This is a genomic window from Micromonospora sp. NPDC048894 (genome assembly GCF_040649765.1).
In the GTDB taxonomy this organism is placed as follows: Bacteria; Actinomycetota; Actinomycetes; order Mycobacteriales; family Micromonosporaceae; genus Micromonospora; species Micromonospora antibiotica.
In genome coordinates this window covers 1-12,034 of the sequence record NZ_JBEZFY010000023.1, presented here as the reverse complement: position 1 = coordinate 12,034, position 12,034 = coordinate 1, and the positions used below count along the sequence as shown (strand labels likewise).

The window sequence follows — 12,034 nt, the reverse complement described above, 5'->3', positions numbered from 1 at the left end:
GCGCCCGCCCATCCTCGGGTCCGGTCAGTACAGCGCGGCGCCGGCGGCGGCCCGGACCGCCGCCGTCAGCGCTGTCAGCGCCGTGGATTCCAGCCGCCAGCACTGCCAGTAGAGCGGCACGTCGAGGTGCCGGCCGGCGGCCAGGTCGACGAGGCGACCGGCGGCGAGGTCAGGTCGGGCGACGGCCTCGGGGAGCAGTCCCCAGCCGAGGCCGAGCCGGATCGCCTCGGTGAAGGCGGCCGTCCCCGGCACGAAGTGTGTCGGCGGGTCGACGTCGCGGCGGGTGAGCGTACGGGCGAAGCGGTGTTGCAGGGTGTCCTTGCGGTCGAAGCGGATCATCGGCGCGGTCGGGAACGCGGTGGCGGGCTCACGGTCGGCGAAGTGCGCCGAGTGGGCGGCGGGTGTGGCGACGGCGAGGTAGCGCAGCGCGCCGAGGCGCAGGACCCGGCAGCCCTGCACGGCGGTGCGTTCGGTGGTGACGGCCGCCATCACGGTGCCGTCGCGCAGCAGTTGCGCGGTGTGCGCCTCGTCGTCGGTGCGCAGGTCGACCAGCACGTCGGGGACGGCGGTCAGGGCCGGTAGGAACCAGCCGGCGAGGGAGTCGGCGTTGACCACGACGGTGACCCGGGTGTGGTCGCGCAGGGCGCCGCGCGCGGCGTCGAGGGCTTCCTGTTCGAGCAGCGCCACCTGCCCGCCGAGGCGGATCAGGGGCGCTCCGGCCTCCGTCGGCACACACGGCCGGGTGCGGCGCACGAGGACCTGCCCGACGGCGCGTTCGAGGGCCTTGATGCGCTGGCTGACCGCTGAGGGGGTGACGCGCAGCGCCTGCGCGGCGGCGTCGAAGCTGCCGTGGGTGACGACCGCCCGGAAGGTCGTCAGCTGGACCGGGTCGAGTGACATGAGCAATTCTAATGCTACTGAAGAATCTTTAGCTGGAGTGTGGGAGTAGCCCGCCCTAGCCTGGCCGCCATGGGTTCCGTGCTCGCCGGTTTCGGCTTCTCCCTCGCGCTGATCGTCGCCATCGGGGCGCAGAACGCCTTCGTGCTGCGCCAGGGGCTGCGCCGGGAGCACGTACTCCCGGTGGTGGCGATCTGCGTGGCCGGCGACGCCACACTGATGGCCGCCGGCATCGCCGGCCTGGGGGCGTTGCTCACCGGGACGCCCGCCGTCCTGGCCGCGGTCCGGTGGGGCGGGGTCGCCTTCCTGCTCGGGTACGCGGTGCTGGCCGCCCGCCGCGCCCTGCGCCCGACCACTCTCACCCCGCTGGACCGTCCGCCGGCCACGCTGCGCGCGACACTGCTGGCCTGCCTCGCGTTCACCTTCCTCAACCCGCACGTCTACCTGGACACGGTGGTGCTGCTCGGCACGGTCGCCCATCAGGACCCGAACCGGTGGGCGTTCGGTGCCGGAGCGGTGACGGCGAGCCTGGCCTGGTTCGCCGGGTTGGGGCTCGGTGCCCGCCGGCTGGGTCCGGTGCTCGCCCATCCGGCGGCCTGGCGGGTCATCGACGGGGTGATCGCCGTGATCATGGTGGTCGTCGCCGTCTCGGTCGCCGTCGGCTGAGCGGCGCGGACCCTCCGGACGGGGTTCGGGACCGTAGGATCGACATCCTTCAACCCCACACTCCACTTTGGAGGGAACCGCGCATGACGGGTCCACTCACCCGACTCCTCGCCACCGCCCGGCTGACGCTCGCGACCGCCGGCGTCGCCGTGCTCGCGCTCGCGGGCACCGCCGCCGTCGTGACCACCCCGGCCCAGGCCGCCGGCCCCCGACCGAACTTCCAGATGCCGGTGCCCTGCGGCGAGACCTGGCGGATGGCCACCTACTACGGTCACGACGACTACGACATCGACCTGACCTTCACCGGCGGGGCCAGCAACGGCCGCCCGATCCTCGCCTCCGCCAGCGGCACGGTCTCCTTCGCCGGCTGGGGCAGCAGCGGCGGCTGGTACGTGGTCATCGAACACGGCGACGGCTGGCGGACGCTCTACCTGCACATGATCGAGACCCCGATGGTCGGCGCCGGGCAGTGGGTGTCGACCGGCCAGCAGCTCGGCCGGGTGGGTAGCACCGGCAACTCCACCGGCCCGCACCTGCACTACGAGCAGGTGCGCGACGGCGTCAAGACCGAGTCGTACTTCAACGGCGTGCCCTCCGGCATCACCTCCGACGGCAGCCCGTCCACCGGCCCGCTCTACGTCTCCGGCCCCACCTCGCCGGCCCGGAACATGACCAGCCAGAACTGCGGTCAGGCCGCCAACCGCCAGGTGTACGAGTCCGGCAGCCACAGCGGCTGGCAGATGCTGCCGGTCAACAGCATCACCGGCTCGGCCACCGCGGCCATGGTCATGGGCACCAACAAGCTGCTCTACACGGTCAACGACGGCCGGGTGTACGAGGCGTCCAGCGACACCGGCTGGCGCAACCTGTGGACCGGCATCTCCGGCGTCAGCAACAACGCCCTCGCCGTGATCAACGTGGGCGGCGTCAAGTACATCTACACCGTGGTCGGCGGCTGGGTGCACGAGGCGTCCAGCGCCAACGGCTGGAAGAACCTGAACACCGGCATCTCCGGGGTCAGCAACAACGCCCTCGCCGCCATCAACCACAACGGCGTGAAGATCATCTACACCGTGGTCGGTGGCCTGGTGCACGAGGCGGCCAGCAACAACGGCTGGCGCAACCTGTGGACCGGCATCTCCGGCGTCAGCAACAACGCCCTGGCCGTGATCAGTATGGACGGCGTCAAATACATCTACACGGTCGTCAACGGCCTGGTGCACGAGGCGAACAGCATCAACGGCTGGCGCAACCTGTGGACCGGCATCTCCGGGGTCAGCTCCGACGCCCTCGCCGCGATCAGCTTCAACGGCGTGAAGATCATCTACACCGTGGTCGGCGGCCTGGTGCACGAGGCCGCCAGCAACAACGGCTGGCGCAACCTCAACTCCAACGTCCGGGGCACCGCCGTCTCGGCGACCACCGTCAGCGGCGTGAAGGTCCTCTACACCGTCTGACGACACCTCGGCCCGCGACGCAGCCGGGCCACCGACGCCGACCGGGTCGTGGCACGGCCGGCGTACTCCCGCACGGCTCCGCGCGTCGCCCGACCGGCGACGCGCGGAGTCGGCGTGCCCGGGTGGTCAGCACCGACCACGTCGCCCGCAGGGGGCCGGGATCGGGGCAGCCACCCCGGCACGGCGCTGACCGCCCCGGAGGTGTCCACCTGCGCCGCCCCGCAGGTGATGCCGTATTCACGATTTCAAACTCCGCCATTGTCACGAGTTTCCGCCCGGAATCTCACCGCTGGTCGATGACGCATCGCACTGTGCCCGACGGCCCACTGATCGCAGGATTGACATCAACCGATCAGGGGATGGGAGGCAGCCGAGATGGACGACAGATACGACGCGTACTGCGCGGTCGACCCGCTCTTCTACGACTCGTTGTCCAGCGCGAGCGCCACCGCCACCGGCATCGGCTACGCCGCGGACCGCCCGCAGCCGGCGGGCTGGGAGTCCGAGGTCAAGGACGACTGGCTGATCCACGCGCCGGTCGGCGGCACCCTGCCCGCCCAGGGCTGGAAGATCCACGTCTCGGCCCGGTTGGACAACGCCGAGCGGGTGCTGACCCAGGTGATGGACTACTGCCAGCCGCGCGGCATCCCCTTCAAGCACCTGCGCGGCCCCCGGATGCTGCTGATGCGCAACAGCAAGTACGCCCGCCGCGGCGGCAGCGGCAAGTTCGTCACCGTCTACCCCCGCGACGACGCCGAGCTGGAGCTGACCGCCAAGGAGTTGTCGGCGCTGCTCGACGGCGAGCAGGGGCCCTACATCCTCAGCGACCTGCGCTACGGCGACGGCCCGGTCTACCTGCGCTACGGCGGTTTCGCCGCCCGCTACTGCCTCTCACCCGAGGGTCAGGTGGTGCCGGCGATCGCCGACGCCACGGGGACCCTGGTCCCCGACCGCCGCGACCCGGTGTTCCACCTGCCCGACTGGGTGACCCTGCCGGACTTCCTCGCCCCGCACCTGGCCGCCCGCAACGCCGCCAGCACCACCGAGCTGCCCTACCGGATCGAGAAGGTCGTCCACTTCTCCAACGGCGGCGGCCTGTACGAGGCCCGGGACACCCGGACCGACACCCGGGTGGTGCTGAAGGAGGCCCGCCCGCACGCCGGCCTCGACGCCACCGGGGCGGACGCGGTGACCCGGCTGCGCCGGGAGGCCGAGGTGCTGCGCCAACTCGCCGACGTCCCGCACCTGGTCCGGGTGCACGACGAGTTCAGCTTCGGCGGGCACGAGTTCCTGGCCCTGGAGTTCGTCGAGGGCCGCCCGCTCAACCAGGAGGTGGTGCAGCGCTACCCGCTGGTGCACCCCGACGCCGACCGGGCCGGCTACACCCGCTGGGCGCTGGACGTGCACCGGCAGGTCGCCGAGGCGGTCGAGGCCATCCACGCGCACGGCATCGTCTACGGCGACCTGCACATGTTCAACATCATGGTCGGCGACGACGGGGCGGTCACCCTGATCGACTTCGAGGTCGCCGCACCCGCCGCCGAGGCGAGCCGCCCGGCGCTGCGCAACCAGGCGTTCGCCGCGCCCCGCGACCGGGTCGGCCCCGACGTCGACCGGTACGCCCTGGCCTGCCTGCGGCTAGCCCTGTTCCTGCCGCTGACCGCGATGCTGCGGCTGGCCCCGACGAAGGCGGCGCACCTGGCCGACGTGGTGGCCGAGCACTTCCCGGTCGACCGGGCGGTGCTCGACGAAACCGTCGCGGTGATCGTCGGCGACCCACCGACCACCGGCACACCCGACGCGGCGACCCCTCCCGACACGGCCACCCGGGCCCGGCTGGACCCGGACGTGGTGCGCATCGACCCGGACGACTGGCCGGGCCTGCGCGACCGGCTGGTCCGGGCGATCACCGCCAGCGCCACGCCCCAGCGCGACGACCGGCTCTTCCCCGGCGACATCCGGCAGTTCAGCGGCAACGACGGCGGGCTGAACCTCGCCCACGGCGCGGCCGGGGTGCTCTGGGCGCTGCACGCCACCGGCGCCCCCGTCGACCCCCGCCACGTCCGGTGGCTGATCGACCGGGTCCGGGAACCCGCCTCCGGCAGCCGACTCGGCTTCTTCGACGGGCTGCACGGGGTGGCGTACGTGCTGGACCTGCTCGGGCACCGCGACGAGGCCCGCCGGCTGCTCGACCGCTGCCTCGACGAACCGTGGCCGGAACTCGGCAACGACCTGGTCGGTGGGCTGCCCGGCATCGCGCTGAACCTGACCCACTTCGCCGGCCTGACCGGGGAGGAACGCTACGAAGCCGCCGCCCGGCACGCCGTCGACCTGGTCGTCGACCGGCTCGGCGACGTCGACTCGGTGGCCGAGGTCAGCGGCGGCCGGCACCCGTACGCGGGACTGATGCGCGGCGGGGCGGGGGTGGCGCTGATGCTGCTGGGCCGGCACGAACGGGAACCCGACGAGCGGCTACTCGACCACGCCGCCACCGCGCTACGGCAGGACCTGCGCCGGTGCGTCCGCCGCGACGACGGGCACCTCGAGGTCAACGAGGGCTGGCGGACCATGCCGTACCTCGCCGAGGGCAGCGTCGGGGTGGGACTGGTGCTCGACCGCTACCTGCGTCACCGGCCCGACGAGGGCCTCGCCGAGCAGGCCGAGGCGATCCGCCGCTGCGCCGACTTCCCGTTCTACGCCCAGTCCGGACTGTTCGCCGGACGCGCCGGCATCGTGGCCTACCTGGCCGGCCGGGGCGAGCACGAGGTGGCCCACGCCCAAGCCCGGCTGCTGGGTTGGCACGCCCTGCCGTACGCCGACGGCACCGCCTTCCCCGGCGACCAGTTGCTGCGGCTCTCCATGGACCTGGCCACCGGCACCGCCGGCGTGCTGGCCGCCGTCGCGGCCAGCCGGCCCACCGACCCGGTGCGGTTGCCGCTGCTGGGCCCGACCGACACCACCCCGGCCGACTGACGGCCCACCCGCTCCCCGGGGGTCACCCCGGGGCCACCCGACCCGACACCTGTGGAAAGGAGGAAAGACATGGCCCTGCTCGACCTTCAGGGGATGGAGCTGCCGGCCGCCGAGCGTACCGGCGGCGGAAGCCGGGCGAGTCTGCTGCTCTGCGGCGACAGCTCGCTCAGCGTCACCACCTGCAACTGAGCCGACGGTCGTCGACCCAACGACCCGACGAGGCTCACCACCAGGCACGTCCAATGACGACAGAAAGAGGTAAGACCATGGCTCTGCTCGACCTCCAGGCGATGGAACTGCCGGCCACCGAGCGTACCGGCGGCGGCAGCCAGGCCAGCCTGCTGCTCTGCGGCGACAGCTCGCTCAGCGTCACCACCTGCAACTGATCGACCGGTATCGCATGGCCCCGGACCGGCACCTGCCGGTCCGGGGCCGCGCGGCGTGGGAAGGGGCGCGATGACACCGGACGACCGGCTCCTGCTGCGGGCCGTGCGCGCCGCCGGCTGGTGGACCCCGACGCTTGCCGTGGTCACCGTGGCCGGCACCGCAGCCGAACTGGCCCTGCCGGCCGTGCTGGGACGGGCCGTCGACGCCGCCGTCGGAGCCGCCCCGCAGTCCTCCCCCGGCCGTTGGCTGGCCGCCGTCGCCGCCCTGGTCGCCCTGCTGGTCGTCGTCGGCGTCATCCGCGACTACGGCACCGGCGCGGCCACCGCCCGGTCGGTGGCGCACCTGCGGCACACCCTGGTCCGGCACCTGTTCGCCCTCGACCCGCGCACCGCCGCCCGCCGCCCGGTGGGTGACCTGGCCGGCCGGGTGGTGGGGCAGGTGGCCGACGCCGGGCAGGCCGCGCCCACGGTCGTCACGGCCGCCACCGTGGCGTTGCCGCCGGTGGGCAGCCTGGTGGCGCTCACCCTGATCGACCCGTGGCTCGGCGTCACCTTCGTGCTGGGCCTGCTGCTGCTCGCCCTGCTGCTGCGCGGCTTCGTCGCCGACGCCTCCGCCGCCGTCGCCGGCTACCAGCAGGCCCAGGGCGACCTCGCCGGCCGGCTGGTGGAGACCCTCGCCGGGGCGCGCACCATCGCCGCCGCCGGCACCGGCGAACGGGAGGTCGACCGGGTGCTGACCCCCCTCGCCGCGCTGCACCGGCACGGCGCGCGCACCTGGACGGTGCTGGCCGGGGCGGCGACCCGGGGTGCCGTGCTCAACCCGCTGCTCCAGGTCGCGATCGTCGCCGTCGGCGGGTTGTCGCTGACCGCCGGCCGGCTGACACCCGGAGAACTGCTGGCCGCCATCCAGTACGCCGCGCTCGGTGCCGGCCTCGGCACCGTGGTCGCCGCCCTGAACACCGCCGTCCGGGTACGCGCCGGCTGCCGCCGGGCCGCCGAGGTGCTCGCCGAACCCGCCCGGCCGTACGGCACCCGGGCCCTGCCACCCGGGCCGGGCACCCTGGAACTGCGCGGTGTCACCGTGTGCGACGCCGAGGGCCGGGCCCTGCTCGACCGGGTGGACCTGCGGGTGCCCGGTGGCACCCTGCTGGCCGTCGTGGGTGCCTCGGGTGCGGGCAAGTCCCTGCTCGCCGCCGTCGCCGGCCGGCTGCGCGACCCCGACGACGGCGTGGTGCTCCTGGACGGCGTACCGCTGCCGGAGCTGGCCCCGGCAGCCCTGCACGCCGCGGTGGGTTACGGGTTCGAACGGCCGGTGCTGGTCGGCGACACGGTGGGCGCCGCCGTCGGGGTCGGCGTGGACCCGGTGCCGCTGGCCAGGGCCGCCGCCATCCACGACTTCGTCGAACGGCTGCCCGACCGGTACGGCACCCCGCTGGCCGAGGTCGCCATGTCCGGCGGTGAACGGCAGCGGCTCGGGCTGGCCCGCGCGTTGCGCGCCGAACGGCTGCTCATCCTCGACGACGCCACGTCCAGCCTGGACACCGCCACCGAATACCAGGTGACCCGGGCGCTGACCGGCCCCGGTGACCGGCGTACCCGGGTGGTGGTCAGTCACCGGCTCGGCATGGCCGCCCGCGCGGACCTGGTGGCGTGGGTGGCGGGCGGTCGGGTCCGGGCGGTCGGCCCGCACCCGACACTGTGGGCCGACCCCGACTACCGGGAGGTGTTCCGGTCGTGAGCACCGTCGTCGGGGTGACCCGGGCCGCGCTGCGGGCCCGCCGGGCGCAGCTGTGGCGGTTGGCCGGCTGGTCGGCGGCGGAGGTGCTCCCGGCGGCCCTGTCCGGGCTGCTGACCGCCCGTGCCGTCGACAGCGGCTTCCTGGCCGGCCGGCCGGAGGTCGGGCTGGCCTGGCTGGCCCTGCTGGGGCTGGCGGTGCTGGTCGGCGCGGCCGGCACCCACCGGTCGTACGCGCTGCTCGGGGCCGTGGTCGAGCCGTTCCGCGACGACCTGCTCCGCCGGGTGGTACGCGGCGCGGTCGCCGCTGCGGCCGGCGGCCGGGCCGACAACGCGGCGGTCGCCCGCCTCACCCACCAGGTGGAGCTGGTCCGGGACACCTACGCCGGTCTCCTGATGGTGGTACGCGGTTTCCTGTTCGCGCTCGGCGCCGCCGTGCTCGGTCTGTTCTCGCTGGCCGCCCCGGTGGCCCTGGTGGTGGCGGTGCCGGTGCTGGCCGGTCTCGTCCTGTTCGCCGTGGCACTGCCGGTGATGGTGACCCGGCAACGGGAGTACGTGCAGGCCGACGAGCAGTTGGGCCGGGCCGTGGTGACCGCGGTGACCGGCCACCGTGACGTCGCCGCCAGCGGCGCACGGGACCAGGTCACCGGCTGGGTCGGCGGGTCCGTCGACGCCCAGGCCCGGGTGGAGCGGCGGCTGGCCACCATGGCGGCGACGCGCGGTCTGAGCCTGGCACTGGGCGGCTGGCTGCCCGTTCCGGTGCTGCTGCTGGCCACGCCCTGGCTGGTCCGCCAGGGCCTGGGGCCGGGTGCCGTGCTCGGCGCGCTGGTCTACGTGACGCGCGGGGTGCAGCCGGCGCTGCACAGCCTGGTGCAGGGGGTGGCTGCCGGTGGCCTCCGGTTCGCGGTCACCCTGGACCGGCTGCTACGTACCGCCGCACCGGCGGACACCACACCCCCCGGCACCACCGGCGGCCGGCCCGCCGCGCCACGGCCCGCCGGCCCGGCCGCTGCCGCACCTGCTGTCCCCCCTGACGACTGCCGGCCCGCCGCCGGCCCGCCCGGATGGTCGCCCCCCGGAGCGCGGCGGGCCGCGACGGCGTTGTCGCTGCGTGCGGTGACCTTCCGGTACGGCCCCCACGCCGACCCGGTGCTCGACCACCTCGACCTCGACGTGCCCGTCGGGGACCACCTGGTGATCGTCGGGGCCAGCGGGATCGGCAAGTCGACCCTGGCGGGTCTGATCGCCGGGGTGCTGTATCCGCAGTCCGGCACCATCCACGTCGCAGGGTTGCCGGTGACCGGCGCGTCACCGGGAGAGCTGGCCGACCGGCGGGTGCTCATCCCCCAGGAGGCGTATGTCTTCACCGGCACGCTGCGCGACAACCTCGGCTACCTGGCGCCCGGCCTGCCGGACGAGGCGGTCGACCGGGCGGCGGCCCGGCTCGGCCTGACCGGGCTGCTGGCCCGGCTCGGCGGCCACGACGCGCTGCTGTGCCCGGGGAAACTGTCCGCAGGGGAACGCCAGCAGGTCGCGCTGCTGCGGGCCTGGCTCTCCCCCGCCCCGCTGATCATCCTCGACGAGGCCACCTGCCACCTCGACCCGGCGACCGAGGCCCGACTGGAGAGCGTCTTCGCCACCCGCCCGGGCACCCTGGTGGTCATCGCACACCGGGTCAGTTCGGCCCTGCGGGCCCGGCGGGTCCTGCTGCTGGACGGACGGACCGCGCTGCTGGACACCCACGAAGGGTTGCTCACCCGCTCGGCGGCCTACCGCGCCCTGGTCGGCTACGGCGAGACGCAGGACGAGCCGCCGGCGATCGCCACCTGCTGGACGACACCGGACGGCGAGGCGGGGACCGGCCCGGCGTCGAAGCCAGGGACGGAACCGGCCGTAGGGACGGACAGGACGCCCCGCACCGGGACGGTCCGGGGCGCGAGGGTGGCGACGGCTCGGGCCGGGTCGGATGCGACAGCCCGGACCGCAACGGGGTCGACGACCGGAGCGGGGGGTGCCGCGTAGGCCGCCGGTGCCGGGTCGTCACCGGGGGTTGCACCACGCGACGAGGCGGGGCGGGCAACGAGGTAGGGCGGACGGGTCACAGCCAGCCCGACTCGCGGGCGATACGCACCGCCTCCCAACGGGTCCGGGCCCCGGTCTTCGCCATGATCCGCGACAGGTGGTTGCGCACCGTCCCGGTCGACAGCACCAGTCGATCAGCGATCTCCTGGACCGGATGCCCCTCGGCGACCACGTCGAGCACCTCACGCTCCCGATTGGTCAACGGGCTGGCGGCGACCTCCAGGGCGGCGACCACCAGATCCGGATCGAGGACGACCCGGCCCTCGGCGAGCTGGCGCACCCCATCGACGATTCGCCCGGGTGGAACGTCCCGACTGAGGAAGCCGATCCGGTTCCCGTACTCGGCGAGCACCGACCCGAGCCGCCCGGCCCGCCGCTGCTCCACCAGGACCAGCAGGGACCCTACGGGGGTGACCGGAGAAGCAGTGCGTTGCCGCAGGGACGCAGCACCGGCGATGTCCGTGGCCACCGGACCACAACCCGCCGTCACGGTGTCGGCCCGGCCGATGGCCCCCGCTCCGGGACCGGCCATGGGGTCGGCACCGGGGTCGGCAGTCGCCAGGTGGATCAGTTCCGCCACGGTCAGCATGTCGAACTCGATCACGGCCACGTCGGGGCGTTCGGCCCGGACCGCAGCGCGTAGGTGGTGCGGGCTGTCCACCTCGCCGACGATCTGGATGTCGTGCTCGGCCGAGAGCACCTGAGCGAGGGCGCCACGAAGCAGCCCGCCCTGGAGAGCGAGCAGTGTGCGGACCATAAGCAACTCCCGAGATCAAGCAGGTGTTGACGAAATGTGCGCAACCCATGACGCACGGTTGGGAATCTTATTGAACTCGTAACTGAACCGACACCCCTTCTCACGGTTGGTCAGATCCAGCCTGCGTCCTGGGCGCGCAGGACAGCTTCCCAACGATTGCGGGCACCGGTCTTGCCCAGCACCGCCGACAGGTGATTGCGGACGGTGCCGGGGGCCAGATGCAGGTGGGCGGCGATCTCCTTGGTCGACAGACCGCGTGCAGCTGCGGCGGTCACCTGCCGTTCCCGCTCGTTCAACGGGTTGACCGCGGCGTCGAGCGCGGCCAGCGCGGTCACCGGGTCGATCATCCGGTTGCCCTCGGCGACCAGCCGCAGTTGAGCCAGTAGTTCCTGCGGCGGGACGTCCTTGGCGATGATGCCCCGCACCCGCGCCCCGAGCGCCCGCCGCAGCACCCGCGCGGTCCGCCGGGACGTCAACACCACCACGGCGCACTCCGGCACCCTGGCGTGCCACCGTCCGGTGAGGACGGCCGGGTCGTCGATCCCGTCCAGGTCGACCAGGACCACGTGCGGACGACGGGTGACGACCCGATCGGTGACCTGGTGGTCGGGGTCACTCTCCCCCGCCAGCTCGAACCCGGGGGCGGCGGCCAACACCGCTGCCAGCGCGGTACGCAACAGGCCCGGTGGACCCACCACGACGACCCGGATCGTCGACGATTCGGCTTCTGCTGGCCGGCCCGGACCCGACGACGACTGCTTCCGGTTGGTCAGTTCGTCCATCCACTACATCTTCCCGAGACAACGGAAAAAGAGTCATGAATGTCAGAATGACGACGCAATAAAGGTCAACAAAAATGGGGGCGATCTGCATTCGTCGATACGGTCGCAGTATCGTCGGGGCTGCGCAGGCCTGGGCGGATCGCAGAACGCCAGGAACCGCGACTGCTGTTGCCGACCGAAATCGGCAGCAGAGCGGACGGGGCGGCCCGGTGGCGTGTTCGGGGCGTGAAAACAGTTGAGGCCGACCCCGAAGGGTCGGCCTCAACCAAAGATTGTCCGGCGGTGTCCTACTCTCCCACA

At 73.4% G+C, this 12,034-nt stretch carries 10 protein-coding genes; 7 read left to right on the top strand and 3 right to left on the bottom strand.

Annotated elements, in window-relative coordinates; translation table 11 throughout:
• Positions 1 to 24 precede the first annotated feature (24 nt).
• Positions 25 to 900, bottom strand: coding sequence for a LysR family transcriptional regulator ArgP (locus AB0C22_RS30310; RefSeq protein ID WP_357538353.1), 876 nt, complete (start codon positions 898 to 900; stop codon positions 25 to 27).
• 69 nt (positions 901 to 969) lie between these two features.
• On the opposite strand from AB0C22_RS30310, the gene AB0C22_RS30305 reads away from it, so the two are divergent.
• From AB0C22_RS30305 to AB0C22_RS30275, 7 genes are all read left to right on the top strand, one after another.
• Positions 970 to 1,563 (top strand): LysE/ArgO family amino acid transporter, encoded by a 594-nt coding sequence (locus AB0C22_RS30305; protein ID WP_357538351.1) that lies wholly within the window; start codon positions 970 to 972, stop codon positions 1,561 to 1,563.
• A gap of 83 nt (positions 1,564 to 1,646) precedes the next feature.
• A complete protein-coding gene (locus AB0C22_RS30300; protein ID WP_357538349.1) occupies positions 1,647 to 3,020 on the top strand; it encodes a M23 family metallopeptidase in 1,374 nt (457 codons plus the stop codon).
• A 375-nt stretch (positions 3,021 to 3,395) separates the two neighbouring features.
• A complete protein-coding gene (lanKC, locus tag AB0C22_RS30295; RefSeq protein WP_357538347.1) occupies positions 3,396 to 5,993 on the top strand; it encodes a class III lanthionine synthetase LanKC in 2,598 nt (865 codons plus the stop codon).
• Between the two features lie 69 nt (positions 5,994 to 6,062).
• Entirely contained in the window at positions 6,063 to 6,182 is a 120-nt protein-coding gene (locus AB0C22_RS30290; RefSeq protein WP_088647629.1) for a SapB/AmfS family lanthipeptide, read from the top strand.
• Positions 6,183 to 6,259: 77 nt separating this feature from the next.
• A complete protein-coding gene (locus tag AB0C22_RS30285; RefSeq protein WP_067312693.1) occupies positions 6,260 to 6,379 on the top strand; it encodes a SapB/AmfS family lanthipeptide in 120 nt (39 codons plus the stop codon).
• 70 nt (positions 6,380 to 6,449) lie between these two features.
• Positions 6,450 to 8,117, top strand: coding sequence for an ABC transporter ATP-binding protein (locus AB0C22_RS30280; protein WP_357538345.1), 1,668 nt, complete (start codon positions 6,450 to 6,452; stop codon positions 8,115 to 8,117).
• Positions 8,114 to 10,135, top strand: a complete 2,022-nt coding sequence (locus tag AB0C22_RS30275; RefSeq protein WP_357538343.1) for an ABC transporter ATP-binding protein — start codon at positions 8,114 to 8,116, stop codon at positions 10,133 to 10,135. The genes AB0C22_RS30280 and AB0C22_RS30275 overlap by 4 nt, the downstream gene beginning before the upstream one ends.
• A gap of 76 nt (positions 10,136 to 10,211) precedes the next feature.
• Here the strand turns inward: AB0C22_RS30275 and AB0C22_RS30270 are convergent, their stop codons facing one another.
• Together AB0C22_RS30270 and AB0C22_RS30265 are read right to left on the bottom strand one after the other, a co-directional pair.
• A complete protein-coding gene (locus tag AB0C22_RS30270) occupies positions 10,212 to 10,952 on the bottom strand; it encodes a response regulator transcription factor (protein WP_255597586.1) in 741 nt (246 codons plus the stop codon).
• A 110-nt stretch (positions 10,953 to 11,062) separates the two neighbouring features.
• The gene (locus AB0C22_RS30265; RefSeq protein WP_357538340.1) at positions 11,063 to 11,734 is read right to left on the bottom strand and encodes a response regulator transcription factor; all 672 of its coding nucleotides are present in this window, start codon (positions 11,732 to 11,734) and stop codon (positions 11,063 to 11,065) included.
• Between the last annotated feature and the right edge of the window lie 300 nt (positions 11,735 to 12,034).